The sequence below is a fragment of the Psychrobacter sp. N25K4-3-2 genome (assembly GCF_015351755.1).
GTDB lineage: Bacteria > Pseudomonadota > Gammaproteobacteria > Pseudomonadales > Moraxellaceae > Psychrobacter > Psychrobacter glaciei.
Genome location: NZ_JADKLX010000003.1, coordinates 614,163 through 632,566, shown reverse-complemented (window position 1 = coordinate 632,566; position 18,404 = coordinate 614,163). Strand labels below are relative to the sequence as shown.

General features: G+C 41.9%; 14 protein-coding genes. 1 reads left to right on the top strand and 13 read right to left on the bottom strand.

Annotation, left to right across the window (positions count from 1 at the left end):
- Positions 1-198: 198 nt before the first annotated feature.
- Positions 199-1,497 (bottom strand): OmpA family protein, encoded by a 1,299-nt coding sequence (locus IOD06_RS10515; protein WP_194620831.1) that lies wholly within the window; start codon positions 1,495-1,497, stop codon positions 199-201.
- Between the two features lie 581 nt (positions 1,498-2,078).
- On the opposite strand from IOD06_RS10515, the gene IOD06_RS10510 reads away from it, so the two are divergent.
- Positions 2,079-2,804, top strand: coding sequence for a GspH/FimT family pseudopilin (locus IOD06_RS10510; RefSeq protein ID WP_227669995.1), 726 nt, complete (start codon positions 2,079-2,081; stop codon positions 2,802-2,804).
- A gap of 42 nt (positions 2,805-2,846) precedes the next feature.
- On the opposite strand, the gene IOD06_RS10505 is transcribed toward IOD06_RS10510, so the two are convergent.
- The 12 genes from IOD06_RS10505 to IOD06_RS10450 form a co-directional block, all read right to left on the bottom strand.
- Entirely contained in the window at positions 2,847-3,617 is a 771-nt protein-coding gene (locus IOD06_RS10505) for a DNA repair protein RecO (RefSeq protein ID WP_194620830.1), read from the bottom strand.
- Between the two features lie 47 nt (positions 3,618-3,664).
- Positions 3,665-4,813: a GTPase Era gene (gene era, locus IOD06_RS10500; protein WP_194620829.1), complete on the bottom strand. Its 1,149-nt coding sequence runs from the start codon at positions 4,811-4,813 to the stop codon at positions 3,665-3,667.
- Positions 4,814-5,277: 464 nt separating this feature from the next.
- On the bottom strand, positions 5,278-6,075 hold the full coding sequence (rnc, locus tag IOD06_RS10495) for a ribonuclease III (protein WP_010201782.1): 798 nt from the start codon (positions 6,073-6,075) through the stop codon (positions 5,278-5,280).
- A 140-nt stretch (positions 6,076-6,215) separates the two neighbouring features.
- Positions 6,216-6,611, bottom strand: coding sequence for a DUF4845 domain-containing protein (locus tag IOD06_RS10490; RefSeq protein WP_010201783.1), 396 nt, complete (start codon positions 6,609-6,611; stop codon positions 6,216-6,218).
- A gap of 174 nt (positions 6,612-6,785) precedes the next feature.
- Positions 6,786-7,688: a signal peptidase I gene (gene lepB, locus IOD06_RS10485; RefSeq protein ID WP_194620828.1), complete on the bottom strand. Its 903-nt coding sequence runs from the start codon at positions 7,686-7,688 to the stop codon at positions 6,786-6,788.
- Positions 7,689-7,768: 80 nt separating this feature from the next.
- Entirely contained in the window at positions 7,769-9,565 is a 1,797-nt protein-coding gene (gene lepA, locus IOD06_RS10480) for a translation elongation factor 4 (RefSeq protein WP_189582726.1), read from the bottom strand.
- Positions 9,566-9,839: 274 nt separating this feature from the next.
- Complete coding sequence (locus tag IOD06_RS10475; protein WP_227669994.1) at positions 9,840-11,060, bottom strand: capsule biosynthesis protein; 1,221 nt, start codon at positions 11,058-11,060, stop codon at positions 9,840-9,842.
- Between the two features lie 156 nt (positions 11,061-11,216).
- Positions 11,217-13,739 carry a capsular polysaccharide biosynthesis protein gene (locus IOD06_RS10470; RefSeq protein ID WP_227669991.1) on the bottom strand — a complete coding sequence of 841 codons (2,523 nt, stop codon included), beginning with the start codon at positions 13,737-13,739 and terminating at the stop codon, positions 11,217-11,219.
- A gap of 65 nt (positions 13,740-13,804) precedes the next feature.
- Entirely contained in the window at positions 13,805-15,586 is a 1,782-nt protein-coding gene (locus tag IOD06_RS10465) for a polysaccharide biosynthesis/export family protein (RefSeq protein ID WP_194620826.1), read from the bottom strand.
- A gap of 70 nt (positions 15,587-15,656) precedes the next feature.
- The gene (locus IOD06_RS10460) at positions 15,657-16,763 is read right to left on the bottom strand and encodes a capsule biosynthesis protein (protein WP_227669989.1); all 1,107 of its coding nucleotides are present in this window, start codon (positions 16,761-16,763) and stop codon (positions 15,657-15,659) included.
- On the bottom strand, positions 16,741-17,412 hold the full coding sequence (locus IOD06_RS10455; protein WP_194620824.1) for an ABC transporter ATP-binding protein: 672 nt from the start codon (positions 17,410-17,412) through the stop codon (positions 16,741-16,743). Before IOD06_RS10455 ends, IOD06_RS10460 begins: the two co-directional genes overlap by 23 nt.
- A gap of 14 nt (positions 17,413-17,426) precedes the next feature.
- Complete coding sequence (locus IOD06_RS10450) at positions 17,427-18,239, bottom strand: ABC transporter permease (protein ID WP_194620823.1); 813 nt, start codon at positions 18,237-18,239, stop codon at positions 17,427-17,429.
- Positions 18,240-18,404 lie beyond the last annotated feature (165 nt).

The following is an 18,404-nucleotide window of genomic DNA, read 5'->3' as shown; positions in this document are numbered from 1 at the left end:
GGAAAATCCATCGTACAGATAGCTATGCTAATGTACACTTTGTCAATCTACAAAGTGTTTGGGTCGATAGTATAACATTATTGCACGATAAATTTATGTAATAACTTACTTTTCTCAGTACATAAATAAAAAAAAGCCACCCATTGGGTAGCTTTTTTTGTAACGATATAACTTAGAAGATAACTATCTAGCTATTATTTACTGAACAACCATATCTTTAGTTTGTTCAACAGTCATAGTTTTGTCACCAGTAATGATGGCATAAACACGACGGTTCATAGCGCGACCTTCTTCAGTGTCGTTTGGTGCGATTGGTTGGTCATAACCATAACCAACTGTTGATAGACGGTTTGGAGCAATACCAAATTCGTTAGTCAACATAGATTTCACAGCAACAGCACGGGCTTCAGACAGACGTTGGTTATAACGTGCTGAAGGACCAGTTTTAGAAGCATGACCTTCTACGCGTGCAGTTGAGTTAGGATACTCACGCATCTTCTCTGCTACTTTAGCGATTTCAGGCTTGTACTGGTTTTTGATAGCTGATTTATCGTTATCAAAGAATACACGAAGTTCCATTTTCAGTTCGTCAGTAATATCTACTGGTACTGGGCAACCACGCTCATCAACAACAACATTCATTGGAGTGCCTGGGCATGCATCGATGCTATCAGGTACGCCATCGCCGTCAGAATCAAGATCAGATTCAACAACAACGATTGGTGCAGTATCAACCATAGGCTCTTCCATTGGAGGAACAGCTACTGTAGGTGCTAAATGGCCACCAAGTACAACTTCTAGACCGGCTAGAGCCATGCCTTCCCACCAGTTGTTGTCGAAGTTATGAATCGCACGAGCTTCACCACGTAGGCTTAACGCGTCGTTGATGCGATACATAGCACCTAGACCTAGGTTACCGATAGTGTCTTTTGAGCTTGATACTTCAGTACCAGCGTCAACCGTGTCGCCATTAGAAGCAATGTAACGCTCTTGGTTTTCTACTTCGATTTTAGACTGACCGGCACCAACTAATACATAAGGCTTAAGTGCGCCATCAGTATAACCAGTAAATTCTTCAGTACCGATTAAGAAGTTACCAGAGATCATGGTTTGTTCAACGTCAAAACGGTTGATACCAGCATCTGCAGAATCTTCAGACGCTTCGCCATTCGTGTTTGACACACCATACTCTACTTGGAACTGAGTAGAAGGAGTTAATTCGATACCTAGTGCAGCACCAGTATATAGACCACTTTCTTTAGCGATGCCGCCGTTGCTGTTACCACGTGAGCCGTCACCGATTTGATTGCCATTGGCATCTTCATAAAGGTTTTTACCAGTACGTAGGATTTCACGCTGTTTGTCAGCTGTATCACTGAATTCGTCATCAACCATGTGATAACCAAGTAACAATGGGCTAATAGTAACGCCAGCGTTAGCTGCTAGAGGCGCAGCTGCTACGGCAACCAGAGCTAGAGCGATTTTATTCAATTTCATGGACTTCCTCCAAAGGATAATTTTAGTGATGCGTTAAGCAAAACCACTTCTCAAGATGCTCCAGAATAGACATCTTTTACGAATTTTAAATGACAAAGCAAAACTAATTTAGAAGTAGCTTAGCGATTATCGATTCAGTTTACAACTTTTTTCGTTAACGAGCTACACATTATTACACGATAATGTCGTAACTAAAACACAATAGCCAGCTTAAGTTACTGAGAACAAACACACCTTACGTTTTTTGCCTTTTGTGTATGAGTTCGCAATAGACTTTCAACCGAAGTGTCTCTTTTGGTTGAGGGTATTTTAATACAACTGGTACTTTTTCTCTATTGTTAAAACTACCTATTCACTAATTGAAACATTTTTTGACAGTAGACATATATTCTGTTTATATTGTAATAACAAACATTAATCTAATTTTTATCTTTGGCTAAAGTGATGAGTACATAGAGCGATTAATATTTCAGGAACCTAAATATTCTTAACAAAAATATTTATGAGGCTTAATCACATGTATTGGTCACATTCATTCCGACAAAGTGTCAAATACATTATTTGTTACAAGTAATAATCCTATGGCTATAGTATATAAAATGTCGTCAAATTACCAACAACTATCTGCATTTAGTTTACTTAAATTGGTTTTGGGTAGAAATAAGCTTACTAATCCAGCCGTCATGATGCAAGCGCCAGAGATTTTCTCTATAAGCACTGAACAGACTATCTTAAACGAGAAATCCACACTCGATAAGCGCGTTTTTAAACACTCACATCAAAATGGCTTTACATTAATAGAACTTATGGTGACCGTAGCAGTATTAGCAATTATCATGATGATTGCCGCACCCTCTATTTTGACACAATTGGCACGCATGGAAGCTCAGCGTATCAGGTACGGAATAACAGACACGCTAAAATTAGCGAAAGCGGAAAGTGTCATTCGTCGCCAAAACTTATTAGTGTGTTTATCGGATGGCAATGGTTTATGTCATAAGAACAGCAATAAAACCTTGTTGCTCTTTGTAGATAACAACGATAACCAGAATTTTGATAAAGGAACAGACGATTTGTTAGAAGAACAAACCTTAAACCCTAAGTATGGCACTTTGCATCTGCGTGCAGCAAAACGGCATTATGTCAAATTTTATGGTGATAGCGGTAAACCACGCGGGCATTTTGGTCATTTTAAGTATTGTACAAACTCAACATACAGCCAGGCGATGTATCAAATATCATTCAGTCAAGGCGCCAATATTACTTTTAAGCCTAATGACAGCCATCCAACTGGTTGTGGTGACTGACATGCTTTGAGGTTAAAGCTTTTAAATTTTTTCATGCTTTAGCTATAACTGATAGCGCTGTTGCTGCTGCCAAAGCAAGCGACTTTGTAGCGGCTGATAATCTAGGAGGTGGTCAATCAGTTGTCGATGCAAACGCGACCAAGCATTAATCGTGACATCGTTTATTCCCTGCTCCACCATCATCACTATCTCACTGCCCTCAAAAACTGCTCGCCCCATATCAGCACTTTCTAAAAAATCACCTTGCACAATCGGCACCAAACCGGCATCCGGTAAGAATCGATAAATACTCTGAGGCTCGATACTATCTTGAACATTATCCTGCGTTAGTGTCAAGGCAAAACCCAATTCGTTAAATAGATAATGCTCAAACTGCCGCAAACACAAGCGCAGCTCATTAGCCGTTAATGACTGTTTTAGCCTATCCAAACTGTCTTGGTAATGTTGCCATAGTTTTGGCATCGGATCTTCGGTGGGCAATAAGCGCCATAGTATTTCGTTTAGATACAAAGCAGCATATTGATGTTGACCAGTGATGTTTTCGTAGGGAACGGATTTCAACGTTTTCGCGGCATCGTCTTCTAGAAGCACGTCTGTTTGTACGACGTGCTGAGGTGCAATATTAATCTGACTGAATGTCTTTAAATCCCGCTTACCCGTGGCAAACAGTTGTAAAGGCATAAATAAAGGCGCGCCTTTTTTACCAATCCCATGTATGACACCATGCTGCTGAGAGAATAAATAATATAAGGCACGTTTTTCTTGATAAGGGCGCTGGTGTAACAAATAACCAATCAATGCTTCATTACGCATCTATCATTACCTCAGCGCTGATTATAAAAGGCTAATTTTAATCGCTATTAATAGCCCAAACTGGTCAATGCACGTTCGTCATCAGACCAACCACGTTTCACTTTTACCCACAGTGTTAGCATAATTTTTTTATCAAACAACTGCTCCATATCTTTACGAGCATCCATACCCACTTGCTTGATACGTTGACCTTTATCACCGATGACAATGGCTTTTTGACCACTACGCTCGACGTAGATAGTTGCATCAATAAAGGTACAAGCCTTACGTGGACGCCCTGTTTTTGGATCGGTATGCGCAGGCTCATCTTTAAAACCGTCAATCTGTACCGTTAAGTCATAAGGTACTTCGTCACCGGCGCTACGCATGATTTTTTCGCGGATAATTTCACTGGCTAAGAAACGCTCTGAGCGATCAGTGATTTGCTCGGTATCATAAATAGGGGCAGCAATAGGTAGGTGTGAGGCGATCACTTCTTGCAGGCGATCTAGGTTTTGATTTTTTAAAGCAGATACTGGTACGATGTCGGCAAAATCAAAGCTATCATTAAAGGTTTCCATCAGCGGTAAAATGCTGCCTTTGTCTTTTAAGGTATCTGCTTTATTAATCACTAAAACTACAGTTAGATTAGTGTCGCCAAGCTTTTGTAAAACTAACAAATCATCATCACGCCATTGATCTGAATCAACAACGAATAATACCAAATCAACATCTACTAATGCAGATACTGCGGCTTTATTCATACGCTCATTAATAGCACGTACTTCATTGCGATGAATACCCGGTGTGTCAACGAATACTGCCTGCATTTCATGATTGGACAAAATACCGTGGATGCGGTGACGAGTCGTTTGCGGTTTACGTGACGTAATGGATAATTTTTGACCCAATAAATGGTTCATCAAGGTCGACTTACCTACGTTTGGACGTCCAACGATTGCCACATAGCCAGCTTTAAAATCATCAGCCATACTTGCACTATTATTTGGCGAGAAAAACTCTTCGATGGCCAGATCATTTTCTACATCGTTGCTTTCTACATCGTTGCTTTCTGCCTCATTATTTTCTGAGTGCTCGGAATTTAAGTCGGCACTTTTTAATTCAGCATTTTCTAGTATTGGTTTTACGTCTGTTTTTTGGGTCATAGCGTTGGTGTTATCTTCATTGTTTGATGGCAAGTCAGTACGATTGCTCATAGGTTTATCCTGTGGGGTTTATCATCAGCTCGACAGTTCTACTGCTATCTAAAATAAAGTAGTATTAAATAGGATAGCAGCACCATGCTTGGCTTGAGAGTATTTGCGGTTTTAAAATAAGTATTATTTAAAAATAACCCTTACTTAAAAAAATTGTAAAGTCATTTTTTGGTTAAAATATGGTTTTGCTGTCTAGGGTCTGTTGAACATTCAAATGTGGTACTGGCAGTGGCTATTTTTTAGACAATACGCAGTGAAATTTTTGACGCCTAGTCGTTCTAGGGTAGACAATTTCGCCATGTATTGGCAAAAAATAGCCCTGCCCTGAAAGGCTGATACCAAAATCGCCCCAAACGTTGTTGTAAACCTAGCTAAGGTCTCGACATTATCGTCGGTTTACGCCTAGTTTGGGACGATTTTAGCAATCAGCAGTCCTAATATTTGAATGTTCAACAGACCCTAGATTACGAGCGAGTTTTAGGCAAGCTTGGCAGTTTATGCAGCTGATTAATCATCAGCTCTGCTGCTTTTTGTTCAGCAATACGGCGACTTTCACCCGATTCAGTAATATCAGGGCAGTTACTAATATTTACCTGACAGCGCACCACAAAAATTTGATGCGGTGCATTGCCACGGGTTTCCATAAGCTCATAATGCGGCAAATCAAATTGCTTAGATTGTAGCCATTCTTGCAAGCGGCTCTTAGCATCTTTTAGAGCTTTCTGGTCATTGACATTATCAATCAGGTCTCCATACCATGAGAGCACGCAATCACGAGTAATAGTCATATCCTGACTGTCTAAATAGATAGCACCAATCAGCGACTCTACGGCATCCGCTAATATAGAAGCACGATTACGACCACCACCTTTACGCTCACCTATCCCTAGTATCAAATGGTTGGAAAGCTCTAGATTTTGAGCAATGATGACCAGCGATTCTTGGCGTACCAAAGTGGCACGCATACGCGTCAAACGTCCTTCGTTTTGACTGGGATAACGATGATATAGAGCCTCACCCACAATCATACCCAATAATGCATCGCCCAAAAACTCTAAGCGCTCGTAGTTTTTTTTGCTATCAAACGAGCGATGAGTCAGTGCCAGCTTGGGAAGTGTTAGATTATTAAACACATAACCCAGCTTGCGCGTTAATATGGCCAAGCGTTGGATGAATTCTGAGCTAACAATAAGCGTGTCGACAGACGTGTTATTTGTTTGGGGAGTAGGAACCGCCTGAGAGTGCTGCGAAGTTGGTTTCATGCGTGGCTTGTGGTTATCCCTTTTGTTTTACTGAGGTAATTGGTTAATAATGACTGGTTAATAACGATTAATTAATAAAAAATATGGTCGTAAATGATGTTTGACGAATAAATAAGAAATGAGCTATACACTCATTCAGGCTACTCTGCCATGGTTGCGTCAATATCACCTTCGAAGCGATTGACAATATCGACATTACCGAAAAGATTATTGGTTTGCTCGTATTTCTTATAGATAGCCAACTGACCCGTCTTTTTATTAGTGAAAGTAAACACGTCTTCTGCATTGGTATCATAATCAGCATTGATAGATAACTGCCGATTCACACGCTCGACGAATTGCTTGGCCGTCTCACCTTTGTCATTGGCTTCTTTAAGCTCCATTCCTAAAAGCTTAGTCAGCTGATAATCACCGATCTGTGCTGGTACAATAGCAATCATCAACTTGACAGCAATACCGAGAACAATGATAAATAACACAATGCTAGTCACGCTAGCGCCGCGCTGGGTAGACAAACCAGATAACTGCTGCACCATAACACCTCTCAACGGGTAAATTGCTATATTTTTATTAGATATCTCAATAACACTAAGTATCCATTTATTAAACCATTAGACAGTCACAGTGATTGGATATTTAACATTATCGAATCATCATAATAGTAGCACGAAACTATTGTCCATAAATAAACACGCTGTTGTTCCATGACTCTAATCAATAGAGCCATTACGCGAAAAGGTGGGTACGTTGAGACCGGGTGGCTTATGCATCCAAATATAAACGGCCTTCCCTGCTAGGTTTTCATCAGGGACAAAGCCCCAAAAGCGACCGTCAGCACTGCGATCACGGTTATCACCCATCACAAAGTAATTACCTTCAGGAACCGTAATACGCCACTCGTTCCCTTCTGAGCTAACCACTTCTGGTGACTGCTGCTGCAAAAACGGCCCGTACTGCGAACTATTCATACCATTCAAGTAGCGAACGAGATGCTCATGCTCACCTTGTGTTTCTTGAAAATATTGCGCCTCACCTTCTTCTTGTTGACCCATTGCTGCAGCGTTTTCTTCCGTAAGTACTTGCCCTGGTGCAATTTGTCCTGGGGGATACAGCTGTGCAGTGAGCTGAGCATTAGCATCAAAATCGATTGATTTGGTTGCTACCGGTACGTCATTGATAGCAAGCGTGCCTTGATCATAGCTGACCGTATCACCCGGTAAGCCAATGACGCGCTTGATATAATAAATACTTGGGTTTTCTGGGTAACGAAATACGGCCACATCGCCATGTTCAGGCGCACCTGTATCCAATACTTTATTATAAGTCAGTGGTAAACGCACGCCGTAGGCATACTTGTTGACCGCAATAAAGTCGCCTGTATATAACGTCGGCACCATAGAAGATGATGGGATATTAAAAGGCTCAATCAAAAACGAGCGTACTATTAATACCACTGCCAATACAGGGAAAAAATCATAAGCCCAGCGTACCAATAAGCTCTCTTGACCGCGACCACGTGTTTTGCGCTGTTTAAACGCTAGCTTATCTAATAGCCAAATAATACCCAAGCCAATAGTTAATGGCACTAAAATCAAATTAAAATCGAAATCCATACTAAATTGCCTATTAACGAGCTGCTTATCTGACTATTTTAATTTATAAGACTAGCGATGATTATACGTATGTCAATATCTTAATCGACTTGCAATACTGCTAAAAAGGCTTCTTGTGGAATTTCCACATTACCCACTTGCTTCATGCGCTTTTTACCTGCTTTTTGTTTGGACAGCAGTTTCTTTTTACGAGAAACATCACCACCATAACACTTGGCCAATACATCTTTACGCATGGCTTTGACAGTGCTACGTCCAATGATTTGACTGCCAATAGCAGCCTGAATCGCCACGTCAAACATTTGGCGTGGTATCAATTCTTTCATTTTAGTAACAAGCGCATTACCACGGTAACGAGACTGGGTTTCGTGCACAATCATGGCTAGGGCGTCGACTTTGTCGCCGTTAATCAACACATCTATTTTAACCAGTTTGTCGACTTGGTAACGTTCAAAATTATAATCAAGCGAGGCAAATCCACGTGACACAGACTTTAGGCGATCAAAGAAATCCATCACCACCTCGCCCATCGGAATATCAAATATCAGCTGAACTTGACGTCCCATAAAGCGCATATCAACTTGGACGCCGCGACGCTCAATACATAGCGTCATAACGTTACCCAAATAATCTTGCGGTACTAAAATCTGACAGCGGGCGATCGGCTCACGAAACTCTTCAATGTTATTAGGTTCAGGCAGTCTTGATGGGTTATCGACATAAATAATACTGCCATCTTTTTTTACAATCTCATAAATAACCGACGGTGCCGTGGTGATGAGATCCAAGTCATACTCACGCTCTAGGCGCTCTTGGATAATCTCCATGTGCAGCATACCCAAAAAGCCACAACGGAAACCAAAACCAAGCGCATCTGAGGTATCTGGCTCAAAAAACAACGAGGCATCGTTAATTTGCAATTTTTGCAACGCTTCACGAAATTTTTCGAAGTCAGTAGATTCGACAGGGAACATACCAGCATAAACTTGCGGTGTTACCTGCTTAAATCCAGGAATACGATCGACATCAGGCGTTTTGGCGTGGGTAATCGTATCACCAACGGGCGCACCAGCAATATCTTTAATACCAGCAATAATAAAGCCAACTTCACCGGCTTCCAAAACACCCGTATCTAGAGGTTTTGGTGTGAAAACACCGATAGAGCCGACCAAGTGTGCCTCTTTGGTGGACTTGATATAGAGCTTGTCACCTTTACGTATGGTTCCTTGACGTACGCGTACTAAAGAGACCACACCCAAATAGTTGTCAAACCATGAGTCAATAATCAACGCCTGTAGCGGGGCTTCACGGTCGCCAGTGGGTGCGGGAATAAAAGCAACCAAAGCCTCTAGTAATTTATCCACACCAAGACCAGATTTCGCTGACACACGTGGGGCATCGACAGCATCGATACCAATGATGTCTTCAATCTCTTGAATAACACGCTCAGGCTCAACTTGTGGTAGGTCAATTTTGTTCAAAACCGCCATCACCTCTAAGCCTTGATCGACTGCGGTATAGCAGTTAGCGACCGATTGTGCTTCCACGCCTTGCGCCGCATCTACGACCAATAGCGCCCCTTCACAGGCAGCCAATGAACGCGAGACTTCGTAAGAGAAATCAACGTGGCCTGGCGTATCAATAAAGTTGAGCTGATAGCGCTCGCCATTTGGGTGGTCATAAAACAAAGTCACTGACTGCGCTTTGATGGTGATACCGCGCTCACGCTCAATATCCATTGAGTCGAGTACTTGCGCCTGCATTTCACGGTCTTGCAAGGCACCGCACATTTGAATGAAACGATCGGCAAGGGTCGATTTGCCATGATCAATGTGGGCAATGATAGAAAAGTTACGAATATTGGCTAATGCAGTCACAAAGCGCCTACTAAATTAAGGGTGATAGAATAATGATCGGTTCGCAAAAAGGGCAATAACATCCATTGCTGCGACGTACCGATATATGCAGGTATTCTAGCAGTTTTCCACTGTAAAGTAAGGCGATTTTATTAGTAGGAATTGGAATGGCTGCTGACACTAACGACTGAATAGCGTTAATGGTTAAATAAGCGCTTAATTTAGCTTTTTATAACGCAACGTTAAACGCTGTAATGAATCAAAGAACATTGATAGCCAACTCCTGCTTGATGAGCTATTTAGCCGTATCAGAGATTGCGCTGGTGTCTCTATCTGTTTGCTTTAGATATTTGTACATCCATGGCGATCGACCATAAAAAGCCCCATTGATTTGTGTCTGCTCGATCAGATACTCACGGAATCTTAAATAGAACTCATTGTCTGGGTCTTTAGGATGCTGCCAAAAATCATCAAGCGGCTTTGGGTCGGTCAGTTTTGGGGTGTCGTAAATTGCTCGACCCATCACCTTAGTCGGTTTTTTGTGGTATACCGACTGCAACCCTGTTGTACTGTTAATTGTCACCATGCCGATACTATGCTTCATCAAGGTTGGTAGATGCATATCGCAGCCATAAAAGACGCGGTGACTGACCTGATAGCGCGTGGCTAAACTGGAGACCAATTCACGATAGTCTCGATGACCACGATCTAAGGGATGGTGTTTAAATACCAATAGCTGTGTTTGATTCGCATGACCTGCAAAGCTTGCAATGGCTTCATCAATAAACTGTACTATGTCATGATAATCACTATGATGGGTAATCTGCGAGTCATTATGGACTTGTAAGCTGATCAAGAAATAATTATCACTTTCTTGTTTGGTCAGCCTCTTTTGTAGTTGTTTATCAGGTAAATACCCTCGCAATTTGCGCCATGGCGCTTTGAGCCACGCGATTGCCTCTTGCCATGCCGTCATCCCACGGTAATGTGAATAATGCGGATAGCGGCTTTTGTATAGCCAAGCGATAATATAATAAACAATAGCGGCAATACTTAGCCGATAAAAGCGATTGTGCGTATAGATTGGATGGTCATTAGCCTTTTTGAGCGCTTTAATATCTTCAGTATTTAAGCGTGAATAGCCATTAATACCATACTCTTGCAAGGTAATATAATCAGGTCGTAAATAGCCTTCTTCGAACACAAAAAATGAGGTGCCTAATTTTTCACTGATACAGGACGCTTGCGTATGATGCGGGCGACAGTCACCAAAACATACAATCGCATCAATATTATGCTCAGCAATAAAAACCTGCAACCAAGATGAAAAGTGCGCCAAAGTACCCGTGTATTCATGCGTATTAGGATGGCTATAAAAAAAAGCATCGCCTGCATTAAAGTTTACTTTACTCACTTGAATATTTTGAGTTTGCAAAAATGTAGAAAAACGGTCAAAAAATCCGCCCATCTTTCCCTGTAACAGCAAAACGTGTCGATGAGTAAGCAAATGAGACATCGAAGCTGCCATAGTATTGAATTACCATTAATTGAAGGATAAAAGATCAAAGCAAGAGTGGTCGTTAGACCGCGTGAATAGACATTAATTATCACTGATTATACCGAAAAAGCCCATACTTGTCGCAATGGTTTTACATCACGTATTTAGAGCAAATTAACGAAGCACGCTACGTAGACGCTGCTGCCATTGATGACGCTGCTGCATAAAACGGGTGGCAGCTTGGCGCTTCAACTGACTGGGTACGGCTGAAATTTTCTTGGAAATAGAGATTGTTTTGACCGAATTATTATTTATTTCATTTTGAGTTGCGGCAAAAGCGTTATTTTTTGGTGGGTACAAGTAATCAATGACTTGCTCGACTTGCGCCAGCCCATAACCATTGGGAAGTCGATATAAGGGATAGTCTATTAACGTGCAATGCAGCAGTTGTTCAAGTGTCAATGCTGTGTCTCGTTTGCGCCTGCTTAGATACTCAGCTTTTAATGGTAGCTGTGCATCAATATCAGTCGTTAGGCCCCAGCCTGCATAAAATGGTAAGCCGTAGCAAGTCACTTTTAAACCACGTAACAAGGCTTCAAACCCCGTCAATGAACTCATGGTATGAACTTCATCGACACCCTCTAAACAGTCCGGCATCGCTGTATCATAAGCGACCGCTTGAACTTGTTTTAGATGCGCCTCTCCTACCTTACCTACGCGCAATCCCGCCTCAACATCTGGATGAGGTTTATAAATCAGATAAGCATCTGGATTGTCTCGCTGTACACGCTCAATCAAGCCGCTATTGGTCTTAATTTCTGAACCACAATATTGCACCGATAAATCATCTTCGACTTGTCCAACGATAAGAATGCGGCGTTTTCCAGATACCTTTGCATTATGTACCCAAGAAGTATGCTGGCTATCAGCACTGCCGATATCGGTCCCGACATTGTATTTACTCACCCGCTGATTAAGCAACTTATCTTGAAGTTGTTTTATACGCCTACTTTGCTGTGGGCTCATCGCCTGACAATGACGTAATAACGTTTCCAAATCTGACGGCTGCGTCGCGTCATAGTAGATACCTTGCTTGTCTATAACCACTGACAATGGCGCCAACAAGGTTGCACCCAAACCGTTTGAGCGAATAAACCCATCTTCCATACAGTAAATAGACGGCATCTGTGAATGCTGCTGCTTGGAAATTTTGGTCTGTAGTTTTTTTTGTACCTGTTGACGCTTGGCTAAACCCCATACCAATAGCGGCTGCTGATAATTGACGCGTAAGTGATCAGGGTGCAGCAAATTCTTGAGGCGTGGTTTGGGTTTTATAAACAGAGTGGTACGGGGCAGATGAACGAAAGCCTTCACAAACGGCAGCTTCCAGCGGCTAAATTCATATACCGTTAAATTGCCTTCAAGATGCGCTTGCCAATATCGATTAGTCACTAGCCATTCTATCGCTGTATCAATGTCACAGGCTTGCTTGGTGGCTGGATCTACATAGCGGCTGTAATCGATATAGGCGCTATAAAATAACGTTTCTAATGTAGCAGATATTTTTTTAGCAAATGATGTAGGAAATGATTTAGGAAATAATGCAGGAGTTGAATTCCCCTTAGCCTCTCGTAGTTTGGTGGCAAATTTTTGACGACGTTTCTCGACCGCTTTAAGCAGATTTTTGGGTGCACCGCTATCATCGGTCAGTCCCCAGCCACTATACCAATTAACACCAAAGCAATGTACTGCTTTACCGAGCATCAATGCTTCAAAGCCCATATGCGAGCTAACGGTATAAACATCGCTAACTTGCGTTAATAATTCGATAGGGTTGAGCGCCTGAGTCAATAGTCGGACGTTTTTTGGTAACTTTAAATTGGTCAGATATCCTGATTTTGAGGCAGGGTGAGCCTTGATCCAAATATGAGCATTTGGATGACTACGGCATGCAGATTTTAACATCTTCTTAAACTGACGTTTGTTCGCACCAGCACCTTTAATAGACGCGTCGCCAACCACTTGGTCAATCAATAAAACATGCGATGTTAAAGCGCTTTCTTTTGGATTTGTATTTTCTTCATTAGCCAACTTGTCCAATGATGGACAATCGATAACTGAGTTATACTTGCTAAGCCTTTCGTCGCATATACGTACCATCAGTTGTCGAGCGCGTTCTTCATCTATACTTTTATTATTGGTCGTAATAGCCTTTTTAGTACGCTCAATAATCAGTTGATCAAGGCGTGAGCGCTGCGTTAAATCAAAGTAGATACCAATATCATCAGTGACGACGCTCAGCCCATAGCGGCTACTGAGCCCTGAATCTAACGACCGTAAAAAACCATCCTCGATACTTAATGTAGGAATATCTTGGCGTTTGGCAGCATGCTTTGCTCGTTGATAGCTTTTCTTGTGACCCCAACCAATAAAGGCATCAGGGGTTTCAACACCTATATTAAGGCGTTGTTGCAAGCTTGACCAAGGATACCAACGCTGAATGTCTGCTCGTAGGACGCTCGATAGTAAAAGGTTATTACGGCGCATACCTTTACCGACTACCGCCAGACGTTTTGGTGCTTTGGGTTTTAATACCTCAGGTTTCAATACTTCAGGCTTCGGTAATGGCGACAATAGTGCATCATCAAAGGTAGACATTCCTTGCATCTCATCCTTATGCTTTACACTTTTTGCCATTCTCGATACCTTTATTAGTCATTATTAGTCATTGATGTCTCAATCTACATAACCAGTATGAACCGTTATAGATCTAATACAACCTTAGCCGCAATTGCCAATTGATAGATAATTTGCGATAAGCCACGAGCAATTTCCACACGCTTGGTTTTGACTTTCGGGAGCACCATAATCTCATCACCCTGCTGAATACGGTAGGCAGTGTTGACCACTTCACTAGCGCCATTTTGATGAATAATCAAAATTTCTTTAACGTCGGCATTATCAGAGAAACCACCAGAATTGGCAACATAATCGCCAACGGTATAATCAGGATTAAAGGTAAGTGCGCCTTGTGCTCGTACTTGACCATTAACTGTAATGACTGATGTTTGCGCTGGTATCTCAATAATATCGCCTTGTTGCAGAATAATATCTTGCCACGAGTTTGGCACAACAACAATCTGACCATCAGTCTGTACATTACGAGCCTTGGCGACGAACTGCTTAACCAGTGCAGCATCATCTTGGCGTAGTGCCGCTTCTTCACGAGTCGTTGACTGAGTGGCTAGTGTTAACTCTTCCAAACGATCAAGCGATTCATTAATCATGCGTTTTTGTTGTTCAGCAACAGATTGACGATATATGGTGAGATGCGTCAGTTTCGCCAGTGGACTCGGCTGCAATTGCGGGATGATATCTTTTAGGCGAGCACCGTATGGTACAACCATCGCGCCATTACCCGTGTGCGCACCTTTCACCTGTACAGCGATGGTGCCTGCATAGCGATCTGAGGTCACTACCATTTGATCGCCATTATAGACAGGGACATTCTGCGCTTCTGCAAGGGAATAATACTCTGCCGTTTGCGCTCGTCCTGCACTGCGAGTGATACTAACGTTGGTGGCATTCGCTGCTGGACTGGCCACTTGCAATACGTCACCAATGGTCAAATCATTTACATCAAATTCAAAGGTGTATTCATTCTGAACTTGCCCACCCACTACAAACGTTTTTTTCTGCGGCGCAACCGTAATCACATCACCATCACGAAACGCAAATGATTGCAGTTTACCCGCCAGTAAAAAATCATATAGATTGACTTGCTGTAGCATCTGACCATTGCGCTTGATTTGGATATCAATATAACTACCACGTGTTGGGTCGACACCACCTGCACGATCTAAATAAGACAATACCGAATCTGCGGCAAGTCCACCGTAGTAACCAGGTTGTTTGACAAAGCCAGTCACGAAAACTTTGACTGGTTGCGCTTGCTCTAAAGATGCATAAACACCAACGTTTGAGCGGTAAATGCGACTGACCGCACTCTTGACCACGTTTTGTAGACTGCCATTTTGCACACCAGAAATACGGACTGGGCCCACATTGGGCAAAAAGATATTGCCTTGCGGATCAACGGTTGTCGTTGCCGCATATTGATAGGCGCCCCACATCCGCACCTGTACATTATCACCAGGGTTGATCACATAGCTATCGTTAAAGGTAGAACCAGAAGTCGTCGAGAACGCGCCGCGAAATAACTGTTCGCCAAACATCAAATCTTGGGTATTGATGTCTTGATAAGGTCGTGTGGTGTTAATAACCGACTGACTCGGTAAGCTTGCTGCAGCGACTGCCTCTTGAGTCGTTGCTTGACCTGGCACACCGCCAGCAAAAGCTTGCGTTGAGACATTGATATTGCTGCGGTTTTGGTCTTGACTCATGCTATTGCTACTAGTGCCAAAGCTAGATCCTGATATTTGATCCGCATAACTGGTCGCTGCGAGTGCTGAGATACTGGTCGCAGCCATCGTCAAGCTCATTACCTTAATCATCGTCACGATAGGACGTGGTTTCATGTTCATGCGTTGTATTCCTTTGCAGATCTGTCGATCATTACTGGTATCTGGTTTGTCAAAACTGCCTTGATCAAATCTAGCTACGATGGTCACGAACCACTGCCATCACTAAACGTACGAAGCCATAAAGCATCAAAAGCAATGCAAGCGATGTCCAAATAATATAAATGTGACGTGGATATGATGACTCTTCAGCTTCATAAGGGGTTGAAATCACAATCAAGTTTTTCATCTTTTTAAAGGCTTCTAAACGTGCCTTTTCAAGCGATGATAGTGACAACTTGTATAGTTCAGTGGCAAACTCAACGTCGGCTTTAATCGTCTCAAACTGTACCGCTTGACGGTTCAATTTGGTGGTGTTTGGTGACGTCAATTTGGTTTGCTCTTGATTGATTTGTTCTTCAACCGCTTTTATCTGACTTCTTAATGACACTACTTGCGGTGCATCTGGATTCAAATAGCTGAGCAGTTGTCGCTCTTCTGTGCGCAATGAGCTAAGCTGCGCTTGTAAGCTACCAATCAGCTGATTAACAATTTGCGCATTGGCTTGCGGGTCATAAATTTCGTTTTCATTTTGATAGTTGAGTAGCTGTTCTTTGGCATCATTCAAGCGATCTTGTGACTCATCGAGTTGCGTCTCTGCAAATACTAGCTGATCACGAGCAACCTCTTGTGAGATACGGTTTACAAACTGCTCAGACTCACTCAAAATCGCTTTATTAAGCTCAAAAGCATAAGCCGAATCAAAGGCTTCTGTCGATACCGAAAGCACATAGCTTTGTTCGTCAAGATTGATATGGACACGACTTTTAAAATACTCCAGTAAATCTTCTTGCGAGGCGTCAGGGTCAATTTCATTGAGCGGATCTGAGCCATCGACATGATAAGCTTCTCGGAACTTAAACTTGTTATCGAGGCGCTTCACCATATCGTTAGACAAGATATATTCAGTCAGATAGGTTGCATCTTCTTTACTGGTACTATTCACACCCAATAAGGCCGATAAACCGCCACCAGAGGGCATACTAGACTCGCTTACTTGTTTCACAACCACATCAGCGGTCGAGATGAAGCGCGGATGAGCAATGGTCATGACATAAAATATCACCAACACCCAAGGGAGGACCACCAAGCCAATAAACAGCGAGAAGTCAATTATCTTATTTTTTCGCTTTGTGGACATGCTCTTCATATACCTCAATCGCTTCTGTTGTGTCTTCAAAGACGTGTGCTGTTTGATCCATTAGCACAATACCAATATCACAATTACGCTTAATATCACCGATGTTATGCGATACGATTAAAAACCCTGCTTGTGCGCGTCGCGCTGCTAATATCTCTTCACTACGCTTACGAAAAGCCGCATCACCGACGGCACCTGCTTCATCAAGCATATAATAATCAAAATCGAAGGCCAAGCTTAAGCCAAACGTCAAGCGCGCTTTCATACCTGATGAGTAGCTCTTAACCGGCATATCAAAATAATTGCCAATATCTGCGAACTCTTCAACGAAACGAATCTTTTCATCAATATAAGGACCACTAGAATAAAGACGACAGACGAAACGAACATTTTGACGACCCGTCAAGCTGCCTTGGAAACCACCGGCTACACCGACCGGCCAAGAAATAGTGGAATCAGTAATGATTTCACCATGATCCGGCTTATCCAGTCCGCAAATAATACGTAATAAAGTTGACTTCCCCGCGCCATTACGACCAAGTAAACCGACACTTTGTTTATCACCAATAGTCAGATTCAAATCTTTAAACAGATAGTGCCGACCCTGCTTGGTCATAAAAGACTTAGAAACATTTCTAATTTCAATCATTCACTTACCTGCCGTTATTTAGAACGTATTAAGTCTCTTTCTACCGCTTTATACATGAGTAGACCTAAGAAATTTACTGCAACTGTCCACTTTAAAAAATACATTATATCAATATGATAAGCTGGATAATTAGGTGCTAAAGCGTGTCGTATCAACTCAATATTATGGATAAAAGGATTATATAGTAAATAACTGAAGTATGGCTCTGGAATAATATGAATGGGATAAATGATACCTGAAGCAAAATACAATATGGTAAAGAGAATCGAAATTACTTTGGTAATTTCACCGCCATAATAACCTACAATCATCATGATTAGAGCAACACCGAAGCTGAACATAAACAGCGTTATCCAGCAAAATAATACAATGTGTAGATTTCCCAAACTGGCATAATCATTAAAAAATGCCAAGCCAATCAATAATATAATAAATGTTATAAAATAAATAATAAGCTCTAAAGCTGATCTGGCAATAATGACGTCAATATGCCGTATTGAACGGTACATCAAAAGTCCTTGATTGGCCTCAACAGCCCCTAGTGCTCTAGTCGCAATAGTCTGAAACATACGAAAAGGAACCATTCCACCAACCAAAAACAATGGAAAGCTCATTCCTGGTAATGCGCGCTCGATAATTACACCAAAGATCACTAGAAATATGAGCATTTGAAAAATGATTTCTAATGGCGCCCAGAGATAGCCCAAGCGATAACCACCAAAGCGAGTTTGCAGCTCACGCATCAATAATGCATGAAATGCGGCACCCATTACTTTGAGGCCACTACGATGCTTAATTGGACGATAAGGAGGTAATTGTACAGACATGGCGTTACAGGACTTTACCGAAAACAGCCCCTATGATAAGTAAGCGCGACATAAGTTACAACAATTAATCTGTGTCTAGACAGATAAACCTATGATTTAGCAAGAAAACAGTAAGTAAATATAATTAAGCATTCTATTTATATTTCTGTAAAATACTGCTTTCAT